Raw genomic sequence first — 19,998 nt, 5'->3', positions numbered from 1 at the left:
ATACTTAAAGTAAAACTTTAAGTTTAGCGAGTCACTGCCAGCCGTGCCTGGAATCCAGGCTCAAGCACGCGCTTGGCTTCGAGGAAGCTCAGGCGCCAATAGCTGTCGTCCAGGTTATCCACGCGGACACCACCACCACGACGGCTGGCGGAATGGATGAACTGGCCATCACCAATATAGATACCGGCGTGACTCACGCGACCGCGACCGCGGTTGTTGAAGAAGATCAGGTCGCCCGGTTGCAGGTCTTCTTTGGAGACCAGCGGGACGTCCATGTTGATCATTTCACGCGTGGAACGCGGAAGGTTGATTCCAGCCTCTTCGCGGTACAGGTAACCGACGAAGCCGCTGCAATCGAATCCGGTTGCTTCCGATCGGCCGCCGAAACGGTACGGAGTACCGATCAGGGCGAATGCGCGATCAAGAATGCTCGAAACTCGCCCCGACGAGTTTCCACTGTTATTTCCTGCCCCCTCGTCTTCCACACCCGCCAGTGTTGCCTTGTGGTGGTCAATCTGAATCCAGCTACTGCGGTTGGCCTGCTCTACGGCGACCTGTTGACCATGCTGGGATTCTGGCGAATGGCTGGCGCAAGCGGCCAGCAGCAAGACGAAACTCATGGGCACGAGGGGTGCGAAGCGTTTAAGCATGGGCACGACCGTGTCTCATTAGTTCCATTAGCGCGCTAATTTGCCCGCTCGATCGGATCCATGCAAGTTTTTTATCGAGAAATGTGACTTATCAGACGCGGCAAAATGTCTAAGGCTCGTCCTTCAATTTTTACATCGACCACCGAACTGAGGTCGGTCGACGCCGGATTCACCTCGACGGTGAAGCCCCCGGCTGCTCTGGTCCGCAGCACAGGCTCGACAATGTACGGGAAGCTCGCGGTGGTTCCCACCAGCAGGACCAGGTCGAAGCCCTGGCGCAATTGCGCATAGAGCGCATCGATAGCCTCCTCCGGCAACATTTCCTCGAAGAGCACCACCGGCGGACGCAGCACCCCGCCGCAAGCCGCACAGCGCGGCGGTAGCGGACGCGCAAGATGCTCCCGCAACTCATCGCTCTCTGCCCCGCAAGATTGGCAGTACAGCGGCTGCAATTCCCCGTGGATCTCGATCAACCGCTCGGCCGGCGAACCGGCGCGGCGATGGAAGCCGTCGATGTTCTGCGTCAGCACCCAGCATTGCGGCTTGCGCCGCTGCAACTCGGCGATCGCCTCATGCCCGGCATTGGGGGCAGCATTGAGGCATGCCTTGCCGAGTTCGGCGAGATACTTCCAGCACAACGCCGGATCGCGCCGCAGCATCGGCCCGGAGATCGCAACCTCGATGGGCACGCCCTCTTCGGTCACACCGTTGTAGAGCCCGCCCAGGCCTCGATAGGTCGGCATCCCGGAATCGGCGGAGAGCCCGGCCCCGGTGATCACCAGGATGCGCTCTGCACGCTGCAGTACTTCGGCGGTACGTGCGATGGCGTCTTCCATGGCTCCCCTCCCCCGCGCGCTCGGCGCGCCTCAGTGATTGACGGTATGCGCCAGCATCACCGACAGCTGGCAAAGCGGTCGACCGCTCTGCTCATGCCAGACATTGAAGGCGGCCTGAACCGCCGCAAGGTCCTTCTGACTGGTCGGTGCCTTGTCGATGATTTCCTGTGCCTTGAGCGCGGCGACCATGTCGTCGGTGGGAATAAAGGTGTCCTTGCCGGCCATCCGCAGGAAACGCGGCGCCGACAGCCCGCCAAGCTGGTTGCCGCGCTTGGCCAGCAGCTTCCACAGGCCGACGATATCGGTCACCGGCCACTGCGCGAGCAGCTTGCCGAAGCTGCCGTAGTCGCGGGCGATGTCGAGGATCATCTGGGCGTTGCGCGGCACGCTCTTGAGCTTGCCCAGGTGGCGGATCAGGCGGGCGTCCTGCATCAGGCTCTCCAGACGCTCGCCGCCCATCAGCACGACCTTCTCCGGATCAAAGCCGAAGAAGACTTCCTCGAAGGCCGGCCACTTGGCGTCCACCAGGCTGTGCTTGAGGCCCGCGCGGAAGATGCGCAGGCTGAGCAGCGACAGATAACGATCATCGCCGACCGAGGCCAGCTCCGCTGGGCTCTTCGGTTGCGGCAGGCGAGCTTCCAGCGCCTCCGCCGAGCCGAAGCGGTTCAGGCAGTACTCGTACAACCACTGGTAGTCGCGCATCGCCCTTCCTTGATTAGAGGCTCATCACGTCGAGGAAACGAGGCGTGGCGCTGTCGTCGATCTTCAGGCTCCTGAAGTCGAACAGGTTGCGGTCGGCCAGCTGCGACGGCACCACGTTCTGCAGCGCGCGGAACATGATCTCGGTGCGGCCGGGCGACTTGCGCTCCCACTCCAGGAGCATCTCCTTGACCACCTGGCGCTGCAGGTTCTCCTGCGAGCCGCACAGGTTGCACGGGATGATCGGGAACTCCTTGAGCACCGAATAGGCCTCGATGTCCTTCTCGTTGCAGTAGGCCAACGGGCGAATCACCACGTTGCGGCCGTCGTCCGACAGCAGCTTGGGCGGCATGGCCTTGAGGGTGCCGCCGTAGAACATGTTGAGGAAGAAGGTTTCCAGGATGTCGTCGCGGTGGTGACCGAGCGCCATCTTGGTCGCGCCGATTTCATCGGCGTAGGTATAAAGAGTGCCGCGGCGCAGGCGCGAGCACAGCGAGCAGGTGGTCTTGCCCTCCGGGATCTTCTCCTTGACCACCGAGTAGGTGTCCTTCTCGATGATGTGGTACTGCACGCCGATGGACTCCAGGTAGGCCGGCAGCACGTGCTCGGGGAAGCCGGGCTGCTTCTGGTCCATGTTCACGGCGACGATTTCGAACTGGATCGGCGCGACCTTCTGCAGGTACAGCAGGATGTCGAGCATCGTGTAGCTGTCCTTGCCGCCGGACAGGCAGACCATGACCTTGTCGCCGTCCTCGATCATGTTGAAATCGGCGATGGCTTCGCCGACCTGGCGGCGCAGGCGCTTCTGCAGTTTGTTCTGGTTGACCGAAAGGGTGCTGGGCATGGTGCGGGGAGATCCGGGTGGAGACGAAAAGCTGGCTATTTTACGCACAAAGCGAAGCGCGCCCCAGCCCCCTGTGAGCCCGAATGCTAGGCTCCACTCTTATGAACACCGACCTCGACTCCAGCCTCGACCTTGCCGATCAGTTGCTCCAGCTGCTGCGCGAGGCGCCCGATGGCGCTTCCGAGTACCAGCTGATCCAGCAGCTGAAGTCGCGGCACTCCACGCATATCCCAAACCTGCCGCTGATCGACAAGCTGGTGCTGTTTCGCACCCATTTCCTGGTGTTCAACGCGCTCTACCGATTGCGTGATCGGCTCTGCGAGGAGGCGAGCGAGTTCCTCCAGATCGGCCCGCTGCAGATTCGCCTGCTGCCCTGGCAGGCCGGTGCGCCCGGGTTGGTCGAGGCCGATCCTCTGCGCGCCTACTACCTCGACGAGAGCAATCTGCGCGACACCACCGAGCGTGACGTGGAGAAGCTGCTGGAAAGCTTCTGGACGCGCATGCAGGGCGACGGCGAGAAGGCCGCCGCCCTGGCGCTGTTCGAGCTGGAGGACGGCCCGGTGGACTATGCGCTGATCAAGCTTCGCTACCGCCAACTGGTCAGCCAGCACCATCCCGACCGCGGCGGTAGCACGGCGCGCCTGCAGTCGATCAACAAGGCGATGGAAATACTGCAGCGCTATTACAGCCGCCCGTGAAACTCCGATTTGCTCTAAACCCACGGACGACGCGGGCTCCAGCCTCTTCCTATACTGCGACACAAGGTCGCACGAGTCTGACGTGCACCGGGCAACGCTGGCCATGCGTACCCGGCGCGGCGCTGGGAGGCGGCCTGCATAATAACGAGGAGGTCGTCGAGATGATCCATCACGTGTGGGGGCTCTTCACCCATCCCGATCAGGAATGGCAGGAAATCCGTGGCGAAGAGGAAAGCATCAGCCATATGTACCTGACCCATGTCCTGATCCTTGCTGCCATTCCCGTCATCTGCGCCTACATAGGCACCACTCAGGTGGGCTGGGTGCTGGGCGGAGGCGGACCGGTCAAGTTGACAGCCGCAAGCGCGATACAACTTACGATACTGACCTACCTGGCGATGCTGGCCGGTGTTGCCGTCATGGGCGCCTTCATCCACTGGATGGCGCGCACCTACGACGCCACCCCCAGCCTGACCCAGTGCATCGTGTTCGCAGCCTACACCGCGACCCCGCTGTTCATCGGCGGCGTGGCGGCGCTCTACCCGCACCTCTGGCTGGGCATGGTCATTGGCACCGCGGCCATCTGCTACACCGTTTACCTCTTGTATGTGGGCATACCCACTTTCATGAACATTCCCAAGGATGAAGGCTTCCTGTTCTCCAGCTCGGTGCTGGCAGTAGGCCTGGTGGTTCTGGTGGCGATGATCGCGCTCTCGGTGATCCTCTGGGGCAGCGGCGTCGGGCCGGAATACACCTGACCCTTTAACGTGTCGATGAACCGGGCCCTTGCGGCCCGGTTTTCGTTTCCGCGCGGTCTTGCCTGGGCCTCATCTCTGGTTGCCCGCGTTCGCGGGAATGACGAGTTGAGTGACGCGTCCCATTCACCTCGGTCATCCCCGCGAACGCGGGGACCCAGCAACCCGGCACAGCCCCTCGGCTTGCCTGAAAGCCCACAGCACTTGCCTGAAGCTGCACGGCGGACGAGCGGCCGGCGCAAAGTCGCCGACTCCGGCATAATCAGCCCCCGCCGGAGAAAACACTGTATGCCCGAACAGCTCAATGCCCGCGTAGAAGCCTGCTACCAAATGGCCGAAAGTTTCTTCCAGCGGCGCTTCCCGCGCCCGGAAGTGAGCTTCCGCCTGCGCGGGCAGAAAGCCGGGGTGGCGCATCTGGACGAGAACCTGCTGCGCTTCAACCCCCAGCTCTATCGCGAGAACCGCGAACACTTCCTCAAGCAGACCGTGGCCCATGAGGTCGCGCACCTGATCGCCCACCAGATGTTCGGCCCGCGTATCCGCCCGCATGGAGAGGAGTGGCAGCTGATCATGCGCGGCGTCTACGGCCTGCCGCCGGATCGTTGCCATACCTACGAGATCAAGCGGCGCCGCGCCACGCGCTACATCTACCGCTGCCGCTGCGACGAGAACCCCGACTTCCCCTTCTCTGCCCAGCGCCACAACCTGGTCGCCCAGGGCCGCCGCTACTACTGCCGGCGCTGCCGCACCACGCTGGTGTTCACCGGCCAGGTCGTGCGCGAGTAAAGCTGTCTCAGGCGATCACCTTGGCGGCCTTCAGCTCGGCAACCTGAGCCTCCGAATAGCCCAGCTCATGCAGTACTTCGGCGCTGTGTTCGCCAACGGCCGCGCCTATGTGCTTCGGCTCCGGGAGGCCCGCCGAGAAGCGGATCGGGCAAGCCATTTGCCGTTGCTTACGCCCGTCGCCACGCGGCACTTCGACGACCAGTCCGCGCGCCTGGATCTGCGGATGCTCGACCGCCTCGGACAGCGGCAACATCGGTTCCACACAGGCGTCCACGGCTGCGAAGCGCTCGCACCAGTCGGCGAAGTCGCGCTTCTCGAAGGCGACGGCGATCTCGCGCTTGAGCGCCTGCTGATCCTCGGCCTTCAGCGACAGGCCCCGCGCCGCCAGTTCCGGATGGCCGATAACGGCACAGAACTGCTGCATGAACTGCGGCTCCAGGCTGCCGACCGAGAACCAGCGGCCGTCGCGGGTGCGGTAGTAGTCATAGAAGCTGCCGCCGTTGAGCGCCTGGTTTTCCATGTCCGGCTCCACGCCGCAGGCCAGGTAGCCGGCGCCGGCCATGCCGTTCAGGCTGAAGGCACAGTCGGTCATGCTGACGTCCACCTGCTGCCCTTCTCCGGTGTGCTGGCGATGGATGACCGCGGCGAGCAACCCCATTACCCCGTGCAGCGATCCGCCGCCAAGGTCGGCCAATTGCACGCCCAACGGCAGCGGCCCGGTATCGCGCCGCCCGGTGTAGCTCGCCACGCCGGCCAGGGCGAGGTAGTTGATGTCGTGCCCGGCGCGGTCGCGATACGGCCCGGTCTGGCCGTAGCCGGTGATGGAGACGTAGATCAGCTTCGGGTTGATCGCCTTGAGCGCCTCGTAGCCGACGCCGAGCTTGTCCATTACGCCGGGACGGAACTGCTCGAGGACGATGTCGTACTCGCGCACCAGCTGCTTCACCACCTCCACCGCTTCCGGCCGCTTGAGATCGAGGGCGATGCTGCGCTTGTTGCGGTTGAGGTAGGCGTGGCTGGCGGAGACGCCGTCGTCATGGGGCGGCAGCACGCGGACCAGGTCCATGCGCGAGGGCGACTCCACGCGCAGCACTTCGGCGCCCATGTCGGCCAGCAGCAACGAGGCGAAGGGGCCTGGCAGCAGGGTCGAGAAGTCGAGGATCTTCAGCGAGGCGAGCGGGCCTTTCATGGCGAACTCCTGGTTGTTCTTATGGGCGGACCTCGCCCGGCGAGGTCCGCTGATTTTCAGCTCAAAGCTTCATGCCGCGGCTGATGATCTCCTTCATGATCTCCGAGGTGCCGGCGAAGATGCGCTGGATGCGCGCGTTGGCGTACATGCGGCAGATCGGGTACTCCCACATGTAACCCCAGCCGCCGTGCAGTTGCACGCCTTCGTCGACGACTTTGCCGAGCAGCTCGGTGGTGAACAGCTTGGCTTCGGCCGCCACTTCGGGCGTCAGCTTCTTCTGGTTGTGATCCATCACGCAGCGGTCGGTGAAGACCTGCGCCACATCGACCTGGGTGCGCATCTCGGCGAGCTTGAAGCGGGTGTTCTGGAAGTGCGCGATGGGCCGGTCGAAGGCCTTGCGTTCCTTCACGTAGTCGATGGTCGCCTGCAGCGCCGCCTCGGCTCCAGCCACCGCGCCGCAGGCGTTGGTCAGGCGCTCCTGGGCGAGCATGTTCATTAGGTAGTAGAAACCACCCTTGGCGTCGCCCAGCAGATTCTCCTTGGGCACTTTCACGTCGTTGAAGAACAGCTCGGCGGTGTCCTGGCTCTTCATGCCGAGCTTCTTCAGATTGCGCCCACGCTCGAAGCCGGGCATGCCGCGCTCGACCAGGAACAGGCCCATGGCGTGCTTGTTGTTCGGGTCGGTCTTGGCCGCGACTATCACCAGGTCGGCGAGCAGGCCGTTGGAGATGAACACCTTGGAGCCGTTGAGGACGTAGTGGTCGCCCTTGTCCACAGCGGTGGTGCGCATGCCGGCAAGGTCGGAGCCGGCTGAGGGCTCGGTCATCGCCACGGCGAGGATGGTTTCGCCGCGGATGATCCCCGGCAGGAAGCGCGCCTTCTGCTCAGCGTTACCGTATTCGGCGATGTAGGGGCCGCACAGCGCCGAATGGAGCGGGATCATGAAGCCCGGTTCGTTTATGTGCGCCAGCTCCTCGCACATGATCTGTTCGTAGCGGAAGTCCTTCAGCCCGGCACCGCCGTATTCCTCATCCGCCCAGGGCAGCAGGAAGCCCAGTTCGCCAGCCTTGCGCCAGACGCTGCGGTCGACCACGCCCGCCTCTTCCCAGGCCTCCTGGTGTGGTACCACTTCCTTGTCGAGGAAGGCGCGGAAGGCGTCGCGGAACAGGTTGTGCTCGGTCTCGAAATGAATGCGCTGCATGACGGCGAACCTTGTCGGTGGAGGTGCCGGCAGGTTAGGTGGCGTCCCCGTCCCTCTCAATGACGCCAGCGCTCAGGCTCAATTGACGCTTTCGGTCAGCGCACCGCACATAAAAAAACCCCGCCAGCAGGCGGGGTCAAACCATTAGGAGTTGCGTCGTCCGTGACGCGGAGGTCAATGCCTACGACCTCTCTCGGATTTCTGTTACCACAGCGGCATGGTGTAGCTGACGATCAGACGGTTTTCGTCGGCAGCGTTGCTGGCAGCGCTGTTGTTGGCAAAGTTGCTGCGGGTGGTCGCGTTACGCCACTTGACGCCCAGGCCCTTCAGGTAGCCGTCCTGGAATACGTAGGCGATGTCGGTGTCGCGTTCCCACTCGGTGCCTTCGTCGTTGGTGGTCAGGCGGTCGACGTTGTCACCCTTGACGTAGCGGGTCATGAAGGTCAGACCGGGGATGCCGAGGCCGGCGAAGTTGTAGTCGTAGCGCGCCTGGTAGGACCGCTCGTCCTTGTTGGCGAAGTCCAGGATCTGGACGTAGTTCACCAGGAACGGGTCGGTGCCGTTGATATAGGCGAAGCCGGTGTCGCCGCTCATCTTCTGGTAGCCCAGGCCGAAGGCGTGGTAGCCCAGGTTGTAGGTGACCATGCCGTTGAGGGCCTTGTTGTCGACGTTGCTGCCGCCGTCGTCGGTGGACTTGGCCCAGCGCAGGTCGGTCTTCAGCGACTGGCCGTCGGCGATCGGCAGGGTCCAGCCCAGGGTCAGGTAGTGCTGCTTGTAGAAGTCGTTCAGCTCGCCGTAGTGGTAACCGGTGCTGAAGTTCTTGGTCCAGTTGTAGGTCGCACCGGCGTAGTCGAACTCGTTGGTGGTCAGACCCTTGGTGGTGGTGATGTTCTTCTTGCCACCGGTGGTGACGGTCATCTCTTCGTAGTTGGAAGAGTCACGACGGTTGGTCTGGTTCAGGCGACCGGCGTCGAAGTTCAGGCCATCGATCTGGGTGGAGTTGAAGCCGGTACCCACGAAGAGTTGCGGCAGCAGGCGGCTGTCGTTGGGCACGATGACCGGCAGCTTGGGCATCAGGGTGCCGGCTTTCAGGACGTTCTTCTCGTAGCGCAGCTTGGCGGTAGCGCCACCCTTGCTGAAGTCGTCCGGAGCGGAGCCGTCGGCGGTCTTCGGCAGCAGGCCGGTGCCAGTGCGGTCCGGGCTGGAGTCCAGTTTCAGGCCCAGGGCGCCGATGGCGTCAACGCCCACGCCAATGGTGCCTTCGGTGTAGCCCGATTCGAACTTGGCGATGAAGCCCTGGCCCCACTCTTCCTGCTTGTTCTGCTGAGCCGGAGTGGAAGTGCGGAAGTCACGGTTGAAGTAGAAGTTGCGCAGTTCAACGCTGGCTTTACTGTCCGAAATGAAGTCGGCGTGAGCGACGGCGGGCAGGACAATGCTGGCGCCCAGCACGGCCTTCGCCAGGCTGCTCTTGGCAAAACCGGCGTAGTTATTACGGATCATCACTTTCCCCTTAGTAGTGTTATAGCGTTGAACACGCCGGGTGCCGGGCTATGGGGCGCGGCCCCCATGGTCACGCGCGCAGCCGTTCTGGCAGCCCTTTTGTGTTGCGGGGAATGTTGGCGAGGGGTTATTTCAGCGCCGCTGCATATAGATTAACTTTTTGTTACAGCTTGCCATTTGGCTGGTTTTTCCTGCGATTTCAGCTACCTGGAGGGTAAGCGCCGGGCAGGACTGACGACCGCGACGAGCGGCAGTATGCTGTCGGCTTCCCGCTCCGGTACGCACCGCCATGTCCGAACTGCAACCCCTGATCGAACGCTACGGCCCTGCCGTGCTCTTCCTCAACGTGCTGCTCGAACAGCTGGGCCTGCCGATACCCGCCTATCCGGCGCTGATCGTCGCTGGAGCCCTGGCCATCCAGGGCCACGGCATCTCCCTGGGCGAGGCCCTGGCCGTCGCCACCCTGGCCTGCCTGATCGCCGACAGCGCCTGGTATTTCGCCGGCCAGCGCTACGGCGGTTTCCTGCTGCGCAGCATCTGCCGGGTCTCGTTGTCACGCGACAGCTGCATCCGCCAGAGCCAGAGCCTTTATCTACGCATCGGCCCGCGCGCGCTGCTGATCAGCAAGTTCCTGCCGGGCGCAGGCGCGCTGTCCACCAGCCTGGCCGGCATGACTGGCACGTCGATGCGCCGCTTCCTGGGTTACGACCTGGCCGGCTCAGCGCTCTGGGCCGGCTCCGCATTGCTGTTGGGGGCCATCTTCAACGACGCGGTCGACCACCTGCTGGGCCTGCTGCACGACTACGCATCCTTGGGCGCACTGGTGATTCTCGGCGCCTTCGTGCTGTTCCTCGCCTGGCGCGTGTTCCGCCGCCAGCGCCTGCTGCGCCGCACCGCACGCATTCCACGGATCAGCGTGAGCGAACTGCGTCGGCGTCTGGACCAGGGCGATGCTCCGCGCATCCTCGACGTGCGCGCCGAGTTGGGCGAGGACGGCATTCCCGGCGCCATTTCGGTCGGCCTGGACACACCGCTGGACAGCCTGAAAGACACCCTCGGCGATGCCGACGTCGTCATCTATTGCGCCTGCCCGCACGAACTCTCCGCTGCCATGCTCGCCGAGCGCCTGCAGGCGGGCGGCTATGCGCGGACCTGGGCGCTGTCGGGCGGATTGGATGCGTGGCATGCCGATCAGGAGGAAACGCTTTCGTAGAAGCGAGCTTGCTCGCGAAGCGTTTCCGCTACGGGTTCGCGAGCAAGCTCGCTCCTACAAGGGGACTGTCTCAGCGACGCAGTTGATCGCGGCGCAAGGCAGCCAGGCGACCGGCGAGTGGGTCGCCGTCGGTAACCGGCGCTTCCGGCAGCAGGCGCAGGGTCGCCTGGGTCAGGCGCATCTGGCGGATGAAGCGCCGGCAATTGCGGCACAGCAACAGGTGCCGGCGCAGGGCCAGCTTCTCGCGAAAGCCGAGCTGCCCGTCCAGCAGATCGCTGGACTGGGCTACCAGCTGCCTGCAAGTCAGCATTGGCCGGTCTCCTCGAAGTGCTCCAGGGTGGCGAACAGCTTCAGTCGTCCGCGATGCAGCAGCACCCTGACATTGGAGAGCGAAAGCTCCAGAAGATTACAGATATCTTCCAACTCCAGCCCCTGGCGCTCGCGCAGCAGCAACACGCTGCGCTGCATCTCGGAAAGGCTGAGCAGGGTCTTCTCCAGGCATTCGCGCAGCTCGTCCTCGGCCAGCAGTGCCTCGGGCGAGTCCGAGTGCCAGGCCAGCGGCGCCGCACTCCAGTGGCCGTCGGCGGCGAAGCGGTTGTCGTCGATGCTGCCGTGCGGCGCCGGAAGGTCGTCGAGCGACACTTCACGGCGCACCTGGCGCAGGCGCGACTTGGCGGTATTGGCGGTGATGGTCAGCAGCCAGGTCTTGAGGCTGGAGCGTTCCTGGAAACCATCGAGGTGGCGAACCACTGCGAGCCAGGCGTCCTGCACCACCTCGTCGGCGCCGGATGCGCCGACGATGGCGTAGGCCACCGCGCGCATGGCGCCCTGGTAGGTGTCGACCAGCTCGCGGAAGGCCTGCTCCTCTCCGTTGCGCAGCCGCGCCAGGAGGTCAGCGTCGGCTGCGGACATGGATCAGCGCTTGCGCAGGATCACGCTGCCGATGGAATAGCCGGCGCCGAAGGAGCTCAGCACGCCGATGGAGCCGGCTGGCAGGTCGTCCTGATACTTGTGCAGGGCGATGACCGAGCCGGCCGAGCTGGTGTTGGCGTAGGTGTCGAGGATCACCGGCGCTTCGTGCGGTTCGGCGTCGCGACCGAGCAGCTTGCGGGTGATCAGCAGGTTCATGTTGAGGTTGGCCTGGTGCAGCCAGAAGCGCTTGACGTCGCCGACCGGGATGTCGTTCTGCGCCAGGTGCTCGCCGATCAGCTCGGCGACCATCGGGCAGACGTCCTTGAACACCTTGCGGCCTTCCTGGACGAACAGTTTGTCGCGCTGGCCGATGCCCTCTTCCGCGGCGCGGTTGAGGAAGCCGAAGTTGTTGCGGATGTTGTTGGAGAACTGGGTCAGCAGCTTGGTGCTGACGACGTCGAACTGGTGCTTGGAGGTGGCCTGGTCGGCACGCTCGACGATCACCGCAGTGGCGGCATCGCCGAAGATGAAGTGGCTGTCGCGGTCGCGGAAGTTCAGGTGGCCGGTGCAGATTTCCGGGTTGACCATGAGGATCGCGCGGGCCTGGCCGAGCTGCACGCTGTTCACCGCGGCCTGGATGCCGAAGGTGGCCGAGGAGCAGGCGACGTTCATGTCGAAGCCGAAGCCCTGGATGCCGAGTGCAGCCTGCACTTCGATGGCTACGGCCGGGTAGGCGCGCTGGAGGTTGGAACAGGCGACGATCACGCCGTCGATGTCGGCCGGGGTGCGGCCGGCGCGCTCGAGGGCCTGCTTGGCAGCGTGGACGGCCATCTCGCAGAGGATGCCCCAGTCTTCGTTGCTGCGCTCGGGGATGCGCGGGGTCATGCGCTGCGGATCGAGGATGCCTTCCTTGTTGACCACGAAGCGGCTCTTGATGCCGGAGGCCTTCTCGATGAACGCCGAGCTGGATTCGCTCAGCGCTTCCATCTCGCCCTTGGCGATGGCTTCGGCGTGCTGGTCGTTGAAGTGGCGGACATAGGTATTGAAGGACTCCACCAGTTCATCGTTAGAAATGCTGAATGGCGGGGTGTACAGACCGGTCCCACTGATCACGACGTTATGCACGGTCAATCCTCTTCTCAATCTGGCTGCCGCGTCCGGCAGCGTGGTTAGGCATTCAATGCCCGCGCGGCGGGCAACAAAAAAGCGTTTCGCGGACGGCGCCCGGCGATGGCGCACTTGATGACCAGGCAGTGTGCCACCCACCTGTGGAGGCAGCACTTCCGGCCGCCCAACGGTGTCGGCGGCGGAGTCCGCGCGAATAGCCGCGGATTATGCGGCAAATGCGCGCCAAATGCCGCCATTGCGCTGCACATTTCCACCCAGTGAACGGGGATTGGACTGGCCGGAGACGGCCTTCGACACAAGCAGAGGCGCCAATGGCCGAGGCGCCCCATCATCTTGCACTTTTGCCTTGGCCGGTCGGCTGACTTCAATCAGCGTCGTTGCACACCAGGCGATTGCGCCCCTGCGCCTTGCCCTGGTAAAGGCGGCGGTCGCTGCAGCGATAGAGGGCTTCCAGGTCATGGCCGTCGTTGGGCCATTCGGCCAGGCCGAAGGTGGCCGACAGGGTGATCAGGTTACCGGCGTAGAGCAGCGGATTGGCTACCAGATCCAGGCGCAGGCGCTCGACCAGTGAAGCGGCATCCAGGCGCGCGGTGTTGCGCAGCAGCAGGCCGAACTCCTCTCCTCCCAGCCGACCGACCAGATCGCCGGCACGCAGGTGCTGGCGCAGGCGCGTACAGATGTGCTGCAGCGCCTTGTCCCCGGCATCGTGCCCCCAGCGGTCGTTCACCGCCTTGAAGTGGTCGACGTCCAGCAACACCAGCACCCAGCGCGGACCGCCGTGCTCGGCCTCCTCCAGGCACCGTTGCACCGCGCGCTGGAACGCCTCCCGGCTGGCCACGCCGGTCAGCGCATCGTTCAGCGCCAGGCGCCGCAGCAGCCGCTGGGCCTCGGCGCGGCGGGATTCGTAGATGTGCACGAAGGTCATGATCAGCAGGCCGCACAGCAAAGCGTTGCCGATGTCGATCATGCCCGGCGCGTCCATCGTCACCGGGTGCTGGCGCAGGTACATCAGGGTGGCGATCACGACGAACGGAGTCGACAGCAGGAAGCCGCGCATCGCCCCGAGCAACAGGTAGGCCATCACCGGCATCAGGTATAGCCAGACGAAGGCCGTGGCCGAGGCATGCGGCATGACGATGATGTAGACCAGGAAGCAGAAGGTGGGCAGCAGGTAGGCGTAGATCCAGGGTGTGAGATTGGCCACGCGTTTCAGGCGCCCGGCAGCCCACATCAGCAAGGCGAACACCAGGAATTCCAGGCTGGCGAGCGAGTAGTTCCCGGACAACGCCTGGAGGATCGAGAACACCGCGAGGGTGACACCGGTGCAGACGAAGATCAGGCGCATCACCAGGCGCTGGTCCGCGAGATCGAGCCCGCCGCTGCCGGTCGTGCTTTCTGGAGTCGTCTGGTCTTTCGCCTTGTTGGACATTCTGCCCTTTCCCTGGCCGCCGCCTGGCGGACACCGAGCAGCGGAAGCGCCCGGCCCCCGCTGCATTGCGCATGATTCTAGTCGTACGCGCAGAAACGCGTTGATACCCGCCACAGGCAATCCGACGAGCGCCCCCGATGGTGCTGGACTAGCCTAGGTGGAGTCCAATCCCACGGAGGGTTTTCATGCGCGCATTCATCGTTTCGCTGTCCTTGCTGGCCCTGGCCGGTTGCTCTTCGTTCCAGGCCAAGGAAGCCAGTGCCGTGCCGCCGGACCGGCTGCTCGGCTACCAGCAGGAGGATAACGGCAGTGCCCGGCTGGAAGTGGAGCGCGACCTGGGCTTCCTCGGCGGCGGCTGCATGGTCGCCTTCAAGATCGACCGCCAGCTCGCCGCGCGCATCGCCGTGGGCGAAATCGCCAGCTTCCACCTGCCGCCCGGCCAGCACATCGTCGGCATCGGCGCCGACGAGAAAGGCGAAGGCCTGTGCAGCAAGGCCCGGCTGCTGCGCGAACTGAACGTCGACCTGGTGGCCGGGCAGACCGCGCAGTTCCGCATCCTCAGCGATGCCCAGACAGGCTTCGACATCAAGCCCGCCGAACAGAAGTGAGTAACGAATACAGCGACGGGGCCTGCTTGGCCCCGTCGTCGTTTCAGCCTTCGATGCGCTGGCGCAGGCGCGCCTGCAGCTGCTCCAGCTCGGCCGGATCGGCCTTCTGCGCGGCATGGATGCCCAGGCCCTGGCCGGCGTAGCGCGGGACGATGTGCATATGGATGTGGAACACCGTCTGCCCGGCTGGTGCGCCGTTGAACTGGGCCACCTGCACGCCGTCGGGATTCAGTTCGTCGACGATCACGCGGGTCAGGCGCTGGACCACGCCCATGACCTTGCCCAGGGCCTCCGGGTCGACTTCGAGGATGTTGCGCGCGGCGCTGCGCTTGGGGATCACCAGCGTGTGCCCGACGGACTGCGGGAAGAGGTCGAGGAAGGCGAGCACATCGTCGTCCTCGTACAGCTTGTAGCAGGGGGCATCGCCGCGAATGATCTGGGCGAAGATGTTCTGCGGATCGTAGGTGCCTTGCAGGCTCATGCGACAGTCCTTGAGCGTTGGATCGGAGGCCGCACCATACCGGTTGGCGCCTCCCCTGCGCCAGCCGGGCGGGCTATGCTGGCTGCTTTCTTCAAACTGAAGCGGAGACTCCATGTCAGTGCTTGCCGATTTCCCGATCACCCGCAAATGGCCCGCCACCCGTCCCGACGTGTTGCAGCTGTACTCGCTGCCCACGCCCAACGGCGTGAAGGTCTCGATCACCCTGGAAGAGACCGGCCTGGCCTACGAGCCGCACCTGGTGAGCTTCGAGCGCAACGACCAGTTCAGCCCGGAATTCCTCTCGCTGAACCCCAACAACAAGATCCCGGCGATCATCGACCCCAACGGCCCGAACGGCCAGCCGCTGGCGCTGTTCGAGTCCGGCGCCATCCTCATCTACCTCGCCGACAAGACCGGCCAGTTGCTGCCGCAGGACCCGGCGCAGCGCTACGAGGCCATCCAGTGGCTGATGTTCCAGATGGGCGGCATCGGCCCGATGTTCGGCCAGGTCGGCTTCTTCAACAAATTCGCCGGCCGCGAATACGAGGACAAGCGCCCGCTGAACCGCTACGTGGAAGAATCGCGGCGCCTGCTGGCGGTGCTCGACCAACGCCTGGAAGACCGTGATTGGGTGATGGGCAAGGACTACAGCATCGCCGATATCGCCATCTTCCCCTGGGTACGCAACCTGGTGGGCTTCTACGAGGCCGGCGAGCTGGTGCAGTTCGAGCGCTTCGACAACGTGAAGCGCGTGCTCGAAGCCTTCCTCTCCCGCCCGGCGGTGCAGCGCGGGTTGGGGATTCCGAAGCGGGATTGAGTCACAGCACGACGACGGCATGGGTTTCGTTCCTCAACCCATCCTACGAACACACTCCGTAGGATGGCGTTGAGCGCAGCGAAACCCATCGACTGCGCCAAACGGCGAGCGATCAGACCTCGACCTGGCTCCACTGCTTGGTCAGGCGCTTGTCGGACACCGGCATCTTCGTCCCCAACTGCTGGGCGAACAGCGAGACGCGGTACTCCTCCAGCATCCAGCGATACAGCGTCAGCTCCGGGTCGCGCTTGCCTTCCTGGGCGTGCTTGGCCTGGCGGGCCTTGTACTGGTCCCAGTAGCCGGCCATCTCGCCGCTCCACACGCGGTCGCGCTGGACCTGGCCGGCGACCTTGTCCAGGCGCTGCTCGATAGCCTTGAGGTAGCGCGGGATTTCCTTCAGCCATTCCACCGGTGTGTCGCGGACGAAGCCCGGGTAGACCAGGTTGGCCAGCTGCCCCTTCACGTCGTTGAGCGGCACCGTCATGGCCAGGTCGACCTTGCCCTTGAAGCGCTTCTGCAGGCCGTGCCAGAGCTTGAGGATTTCCAGGGTCAGGCGGGCGATGCGTTCGGCGTGCTCCGTCCAGGCGCCGCGCTTCTTCTCCGCCAGCGAGGCGAGCGCCGCACCGTCGCGTGGCAGGCTGGCCTCGCCTTCGAGGATGCAACTGTCCAGGCTGGCCAGCAGGATGTCCTCGACCAGCGCCTCGACACGGCCGAGTTCGCGGTAGAGCAGGCCCATCTCGGTCTGCCCCGGCAACTTGCCGCGGAGGAACTTGGCCGGCTCCGCGAGCTGCTGCAGGAGCAGGCGCTGGAGCGCCCGGCGGTGCTGGTATTCGGCTTCGGCCTGGGTCGGGAAGCGGCCTTCCTTGACCGTGCCGCCCTCTTCCACCAGCGCCGGGTACACCGTCATCGACAGGCCGGCGATCTTCTGTTGGGCCTTTTCCGCGACCTCGGCGAAGCCCTTGGCTTCTACTGGTTTCTGCGGTTTGTCGGCCTGCGGAATGGCCAGGGCGGCCTGGCTGGCTTCGGCGAAGCGGGCGGTGAGTTCGGCGAGGTCGCGGCCTTCGCCAAGGAACTTGCCGCGCGCATCGACCACCTCGATGTTCATGCGCAGGTGACTCTCCACCAGCGCCGCCGCCTCGCCCCATGCTTCCTCGGGTACGCGGCTGCCGGTCATGCGCTGCAGTTCGCGGCCGAGCGCTTCGGGCAATGCGCCTTCGGCGAAGGTCATCTTGCCGATGGCGGCGCGGACGAAATCCGGCACCGGCACGAAGTTCTTGCGGATGGCCTTGGGCAGGTTGCGCACCAGCGCCACGCACTTGGCTTCCAGCAGGCCGGGCACCAGCCACTCCAGGCGCTCGGCCGGCAATTGCGGCAGCAGCGGCGCCGGCACGCGCAGGGTCACGCCGTCGCGCACGTGGCCCGGCTCGAAGTGATAACTCAGCGGCAATTGCAGCTCGCCCAGGCGCAGGCGGTCCGGGTAGAGACCGGCAGTGACTTCGCTGGCATCGCGGGCCAGCACGTCTTCCTCGCGCATGATCAGCAGGTTCGGCTGCTGCTTGTGCTCGCGCTCGTACCACTTCTCGAAGCTGGCGGTCTGGTAGATGTCCGCCGGCAGGCGCGCGTCGTAGTAGGCGAACAGGGTTTCCTCGTCGGCGAGAATGTCGCGGCGGCGCGCCTTGGCTTCCAGCTCGTCGAGCTTTTCCAGCAACTGGCGGTTGGCCGAGAGGCACTTGGCGCGGCTGTTGATCTCGCCGCGCACCAGCGCTTCGCGGATGAACAGCTCGCGCGCCACCGGCGGATCGATGGGGCCGTAATGCACGGCGCGGCGACCGACGATGATCAGGCCATAGAGGGTGACCTGCTCGTATGCCACGACCTGGCCGCGCTTCTTCTCCCAGTGCGGTTCCAGGTGGTTCTTCTTCAGCAGGTGGCCGGCCAGGGGCTCGAGCCAGTCCGGCTCGATCTTGGCGACCATGCGGGCGAACAGCTTGGTGGTCTCGACCAGTTCGGCAGCCATGATCCACTGCGGCTTCTTGCGGCCGATGACGCTGGAGGGGTGAATCCAGAAGCGCCGCTGGCGCGCGCCGAGGTAGTCGCCCTCCTCCGCCTTCTGGCCGATCTGGCTGAGCAGGCCGGAAAGGATCGCCTTGTGCACGGCGGCGTAGTCGATGTCGCGCAGCTTTGCGTCGGGCTCCGATCCCTTGCGGACACCTTTGGCGTCCTTTCCAACGGATTTGTCGTCCTGGGGCTTCTCTGCGTTGGGTTGTTCGCGAGCAAGCTCGCTCCTACGAGAGGCGTCCGATTTGCCGAACGGCAGCTTCAGCTCGCGGCAGATCAGCGTCAGCTGGCGATGCGCATCGCGCCACTCGCGCAGGCGCAGATAGTTGAGGAAGTTCTTCCGGCACCAGGCGCGCAAGGCATTGGAGCCGAGCGCCTGGCGCTGCTCCTCGAAGCCGCGCCAGAGGTTGATCAGCGCGGCGAAGTCGGAGTCCGGGTCCTTCCATTGCGCGTGCGCCTGGTCGGCCGCCTGCTGGCGTTCGATCGGGCGCTCGCGCGGGTCCTGCACGGACAGCGCGCTGGCCACGGTAAGCACTTCGTCGAGGCTGCCCTGGTTGGCCGCTTCCAGCAGCATGCGGCCCAGCCGCGGGTCGATCGGCAGGCGCGCAAGCTGGCGGCCGAGCGGAGTCAGCTGGCCTTCGCGGTTAACCGCCGAGAGTTCCTGCAGCAGGGTGAAGCCGTCCTTGATCGCCTTGCCGTCCGGCGGCTCGATGAAGGGGAAGGCCTCGATGTCGCCCAGGCGCAGGTGGAGCATCTGCAGGATCACCGCCGCCAGGTTGGTGCGGAGGATCTCCGGGTCGGTGAAGGCCGGACGCGAGTTGAAGTCTTCCTCGCTGTACAGGCGCACGCAGATGCCCGGCTCGACCCGCCCGCAACGGCCCTTGCGCTGGTTGGCGCTGGCCTGGGACACGGCTTCGATGGGCAGCCGCTGGACCTTGGCGCGGTAGCTGTAGCGGCTGATGCGCGCGGTGCCGCTGTCGATCACGTAGCGAATGCCCGGTACGGTCAGCGAGGTTTCCGCGACGTTGGTGGCGAGCACGATCTTGCGACCGGGCATGGGCGCGAAGATCTTCTGTTGCTCGGCCGGGGTCAGGCGCGCATACAGCGGCAGTACTTCGGTGTGGCGCAGGTTGGCCTTGCGCAGCATGTCGGCGGCATCGCGAATCTCGCGTTCGCCGGGGAGGAACACCAGCACGTCGCCGGGGCGTTTGCCGACTTCGCGCTCATGGGCGGCGATCTCGTCCAGTGCGCGGAGGATGCCCTGGTCGACGGACAGGTCGTCGAATAGCGCCTCGCCGTCTTCGTCCACTTCCGCCGCCAGCGGGCGATACCAAGTGTCCACCGGGTAGGTACGGCCGGAGACCTCGACGATGGGCGCATCGCCGAAGTGCTTGGAGAAGCGTTCCAGGTCGATGGTCGCCGAAGTGATGATCAGCTTGAGGTCAGGGCGTCGCGGCAGGAGTGTCTTGAGGAAGCCGAGGAGGAAGTCGATGTTCAGGCTGCGTTCGTGGGCTTCGTCGACGATGATCGTGTCGTAGCGCTCGAGGTAGCGATCGTGCTGGGTCTCGGCGAGCAGGATGCCGTCGGTCATCAGCTTGATCAGGGTGCTGTCGTCGCTCTGGTCCTCGAAGCGCACCTGGTAGCCGACCAATGAGCCGAGCGGCGTACCGATTTCCTCGGCAACTCGCGTGGCGACGCTGCGCGCGGCCAGGCGGCGCGGCTGCGTGTGGCCGATCAGGCCGTGGGTGCCGCGGCCCAGTTCCAGGCAGATCTTCGGCAGCTGGGTGGTCTTGCCCGAGCCGGTTTCGCCGGCGATCACCACTACCTGGCGCTTCTGCAGGGCGGCCTTGATCTCGTCGCGCTTGGCGGCGATTGGCAGGCTGTCGTCGTAGCGGATCGCCGGGATGCTCGCGCGGCGCCCCTCGACCTTGGCGCAGGACGCCTGGAAGCGTTCGACCCACTGCGCCAGCTTGCCCTCGTCGGGCTGCTTGCGAAGGTCGTGGAACTGCCGGCGCAGGCGATGACGGTCGCGGATCAGGGCCTGGTCGAGGCGTTGCAGGAGCTGTTCGGGGCTGGGCGTGGCTTGGGTCATTGGCTGCGCAATACCGGCGTGCGCGGCCTGGCGCCTTGAAGGCGGGCCGCTGCGGAATAAAGGAAAGGCGGGATTGTCGCAGAGGAGCGCCCCGCGCCGCCA

At 64.9% G+C, this 19,998-nt stretch carries 19 protein-coding genes; 6 read left to right on the top strand and 13 right to left on the bottom strand.

Annotated features, from left to right (window positions below; all coding sequences use genetic code 11):
- Positions 1-23 precede the first annotated feature (23 nt).
- The 4 genes from PKB_RS07625 to ttcA form a co-directional block, all read right to left on the bottom strand.
- Positions 24-620, bottom strand: coding sequence for a C40 family peptidase (locus PKB_RS07625; protein WP_084166781.1), 597 nt, complete (start codon positions 618-620; stop codon positions 24-26).
- Positions 621-721: 101 nt separating this feature from the next.
- Complete coding sequence (locus PKB_RS07620) at positions 722-1,486, bottom strand: NAD-dependent deacylase (RefSeq protein ID WP_043250462.1); 765 nt, start codon at positions 1,484-1,486, stop codon at positions 722-724.
- Between the two features lie 30 nt (positions 1,487-1,516).
- Positions 1,517-2,188, bottom strand: coding sequence for a DNA-3-methyladenine glycosylase I (locus PKB_RS07615; RefSeq protein WP_043250460.1), 672 nt, complete (start codon positions 2,186-2,188; stop codon positions 1,517-1,519).
- A 13-nt stretch (positions 2,189-2,201) separates the two neighbouring features.
- Positions 2,202-3,029, bottom strand: coding sequence for a tRNA 2-thiocytidine(32) synthetase TtcA (gene ttcA, locus PKB_RS07610; RefSeq protein WP_043250458.1), 828 nt, complete (start codon positions 3,027-3,029; stop codon positions 2,202-2,204).
- Between the two features lie 101 nt (positions 3,030-3,130).
- Between ttcA and PKB_RS07605 the strand changes: the two genes are divergently transcribed.
- The 3 genes from PKB_RS07605 (at position 3,131) to PKB_RS07595 (ending at position 5,268) form a co-directional block, all read left to right on the top strand.
- Positions 3,131-3,727, top strand: a complete 597-nt coding sequence (locus PKB_RS07605) for a DNA-J related domain-containing protein (protein WP_043250456.1) — start codon at positions 3,131-3,133, stop codon at positions 3,725-3,727.
- Between the two features lie 161 nt (positions 3,728-3,888).
- Complete coding sequence (locus PKB_RS07600) at positions 3,889-4,485, top strand: Yip1 family protein (RefSeq protein ID WP_043250455.1); 597 nt, start codon at positions 3,889-3,891, stop codon at positions 4,483-4,485.
- Positions 4,486-4,770: 285 nt separating this feature from the next.
- On the top strand, positions 4,771-5,268 hold the full coding sequence (locus PKB_RS07595; RefSeq protein ID WP_043250452.1) for a SprT family zinc-dependent metalloprotease: 498 nt from the start codon (positions 4,771-4,773) through the stop codon (positions 5,266-5,268).
- A 7-nt stretch (positions 5,269-5,275) separates the two neighbouring features.
- Here PKB_RS07595 and PKB_RS07590 read toward each other — a convergent pair whose 3' ends face one another.
- The 3 genes from PKB_RS07590 to PKB_RS07580 form a co-directional block, all read right to left on the bottom strand.
- Positions 5,276-6,457, bottom strand: a complete 1,182-nt coding sequence (locus PKB_RS07590) for a CaiB/BaiF CoA transferase family protein (protein WP_043250451.1) — start codon at positions 6,455-6,457, stop codon at positions 5,276-5,278.
- A gap of 61 nt (positions 6,458-6,518) precedes the next feature.
- On the bottom strand, positions 6,519-7,658 hold the full coding sequence (locus tag PKB_RS07585) for an acyl-CoA dehydrogenase family protein (protein ID WP_043250449.1): 1,140 nt from the start codon (positions 7,656-7,658) through the stop codon (positions 6,519-6,521).
- Positions 7,659-7,862: 204 nt separating this feature from the next.
- On the bottom strand, positions 7,863-9,158 hold the full coding sequence (locus tag PKB_RS07580) for an OprD family porin (protein ID WP_043250447.1): 1,296 nt from the start codon (positions 9,156-9,158) through the stop codon (positions 7,863-7,865).
- 289 nt (positions 9,159-9,447) lie between these two features.
- On the opposite strand from PKB_RS07580, the gene PKB_RS07575 reads away from it, so the two are divergent.
- Positions 9,448-10,371, top strand: a complete 924-nt coding sequence (locus PKB_RS07575) for a DedA family protein/thiosulfate sulfurtransferase GlpE (protein WP_043250444.1) — start codon at positions 9,448-9,450, stop codon at positions 10,369-10,371.
- A gap of 70 nt (positions 10,372-10,441) precedes the next feature.
- On the opposite strand, the gene PKB_RS07570 is transcribed toward PKB_RS07575, so the two are convergent.
- The 4 genes from PKB_RS07570 to PKB_RS07555 form a co-directional block, all read right to left on the bottom strand.
- Positions 10,442-10,681: an anti-sigma factor family protein gene (locus PKB_RS07570; protein WP_043250442.1), complete on the bottom strand. Its 240-nt coding sequence runs from the start codon at positions 10,679-10,681 to the stop codon at positions 10,442-10,444.
- The gene (locus tag PKB_RS07565) at positions 10,675-11,283 is read right to left on the bottom strand and encodes an RNA polymerase sigma factor (protein WP_043250439.1); all 609 of its coding nucleotides are present in this window, start codon (positions 11,281-11,283) and stop codon (positions 10,675-10,677) included. The genes PKB_RS07570 and PKB_RS07565 overlap by 7 nt, the downstream gene beginning before the upstream one ends.
- A 3-nt stretch (positions 11,284-11,286) precedes the next feature.
- Positions 11,287-12,408 carry a beta-ketoacyl-ACP synthase III gene (locus PKB_RS07560; RefSeq protein WP_043257037.1) on the bottom strand — a complete coding sequence of 374 codons (1,122 nt, stop codon included), beginning with the start codon at positions 12,406-12,408 and terminating at the stop codon, positions 11,287-11,289.
- 367 nt (positions 12,409-12,775) lie between these two features.
- The gene (locus PKB_RS07555; RefSeq protein WP_043250437.1) at positions 12,776-13,840 is read right to left on the bottom strand and encodes a GGDEF domain-containing protein; all 1,065 of its coding nucleotides are present in this window, start codon (positions 13,838-13,840) and stop codon (positions 12,776-12,778) included.
- 185 nt (positions 13,841-14,025) lie between these two features.
- On the opposite strand from PKB_RS07555, the gene PKB_RS07550 reads away from it, so the two are divergent.
- Positions 14,026-14,448, top strand: a complete 423-nt coding sequence (locus tag PKB_RS07550; RefSeq protein ID WP_043250435.1) for a 3-isopropylmalate dehydratase — start codon at positions 14,026-14,028, stop codon at positions 14,446-14,448.
- A gap of 43 nt (positions 14,449-14,491) precedes the next feature.
- Here the strand turns inward: PKB_RS07550 and PKB_RS07545 are convergent, their stop codons facing one another.
- A complete protein-coding gene (locus PKB_RS07545; protein ID WP_043250433.1) occupies positions 14,492-14,929 on the bottom strand; it encodes an HIT family protein in 438 nt (145 codons plus the stop codon).
- 112 nt (positions 14,930-15,041) lie between these two features.
- Between PKB_RS07545 and PKB_RS07540 the strand changes: the two genes are divergently transcribed.
- On the top strand, positions 15,042-15,746 hold the full coding sequence (locus PKB_RS07540; protein ID WP_043250430.1) for a glutathione S-transferase N-terminal domain-containing protein: 705 nt from the start codon (positions 15,042-15,044) through the stop codon (positions 15,744-15,746).
- 112 nt (positions 15,747-15,858) lie between these two features.
- Here PKB_RS07540 and hrpA read toward each other — a convergent pair whose 3' ends face one another.
- Entirely contained in the window at positions 15,859-19,896 is a 4,038-nt protein-coding gene (gene hrpA, locus PKB_RS07535; RefSeq protein ID WP_043250428.1) for an ATP-dependent RNA helicase HrpA, read from the bottom strand.
- Positions 19,897-19,998 lie beyond the last annotated feature (102 nt).

Origin of the sequence: Pseudomonas knackmussii B13, from assembly GCF_000689415.1 — a bacterium.
GTDB lineage: Bacteria > Pseudomonadota > Gammaproteobacteria > Pseudomonadales > Pseudomonadaceae > Pseudomonas > Pseudomonas knackmussii.
Note: the sequence above shows the minus strand (reverse complement) of the source record. Positions and strands in the feature narration are given on the sequence as shown.

What these genes read in the sequence shown, in the direction of transcription:
- hrpA (WP_043250428.1), bottom strand. Translation starts at nt 19,896, where the DNA reads ATGACCCAAGCCACGCCCAGCCCCGAACAGCTCCTGCAACGCCTCGAC.
- PKB_RS07575 (WP_043250444.1), top strand. Translation starts at nt 9,448, where the DNA reads ATGTCCGAACTGCAACCCCTGATCGAACGCTACGGCCCTGCCGTGCTC.
- PKB_RS07620 (WP_043250462.1), bottom strand. Translation starts at nt 1,486, where the DNA reads ATGGAAGACGCCATCGCACGTACCGCCGAAGTACTGCAGCGTGCAGAG.
- PKB_RS07590 (WP_043250451.1), bottom strand. Translation starts at nt 6,457, where the DNA reads ATGAAAGGCCCGCTCGCCTCGCTGAAGATCCTCGACTTCTCGACCCTG.
- PKB_RS07580 (WP_043250447.1), bottom strand. Translation starts at nt 9,158, where the DNA reads ATGATCCGTAATAACTACGCCGGTTTTGCCAAGAGCAGCCTGGCGAAG.
- PKB_RS07570 (WP_043250442.1), bottom strand. Translation starts at nt 10,681, where the DNA reads ATGCTGACTTGCAGGCAGCTGGTAGCCCAGTCCAGCGATCTGCTGGAC.
- PKB_RS07565 (WP_043250439.1), bottom strand. Translation starts at nt 11,283, where the DNA reads ATGTCCGCAGCCGACGCTGACCTCCTGGCGCGGCTGCGCAACGGAGAG.
- PKB_RS07540 (WP_043250430.1), top strand. Translation starts at nt 15,042, where the DNA reads ATGTCAGTGCTTGCCGATTTCCCGATCACCCGCAAATGGCCCGCCACC.
- PKB_RS07600 (WP_043250455.1), top strand. Translation starts at nt 3,889, where the DNA reads ATGATCCATCACGTGTGGGGGCTCTTCACCCATCCCGATCAGGAATGG.
- PKB_RS07615 (WP_043250460.1), bottom strand. Translation starts at nt 2,188, where the DNA reads ATGCGCGACTACCAGTGGTTGTACGAGTACTGCCTGAACCGCTTCGGC.
- PKB_RS07605 (WP_043250456.1), top strand. Translation starts at nt 3,131, where the DNA reads ATGAACACCGACCTCGACTCCAGCCTCGACCTTGCCGATCAGTTGCTC.
- ttcA (WP_043250458.1), bottom strand. Translation starts at nt 3,029, where the DNA reads ATGCCCAGCACCCTTTCGGTCAACCAGAACAAACTGCAGAAGCGCCTG.
- PKB_RS07585 (WP_043250449.1), bottom strand. Translation starts at nt 7,658, where the DNA reads ATGCAGCGCATTCATTTCGAGACCGAGCACAACCTGTTCCGCGACGCC.
- PKB_RS07595 (WP_043250452.1), top strand. Translation starts at nt 4,771, where the DNA reads ATGCCCGAACAGCTCAATGCCCGCGTAGAAGCCTGCTACCAAATGGCC.
- PKB_RS07550 (WP_043250435.1), top strand. Translation starts at nt 14,026, where the DNA reads ATGCGCGCATTCATCGTTTCGCTGTCCTTGCTGGCCCTGGCCGGTTGC.
- PKB_RS07625 (WP_084166781.1), bottom strand. Translation starts at nt 620, where the DNA reads ATGAGTTTCGTCTTGCTGCTGGCCGCTTGCGCCAGCCATTCGCCAGAA.
- PKB_RS07555 (WP_043250437.1), bottom strand. Translation starts at nt 13,840, where the DNA reads ATGTCCAACAAGGCGAAAGACCAGACGACTCCAGAAAGCACGACCGGC.
- PKB_RS07545 (WP_043250433.1), bottom strand. Translation starts at nt 14,929, where the DNA reads ATGAGCCTGCAAGGCACCTACGATCCGCAGAACATCTTCGCCCAGATC.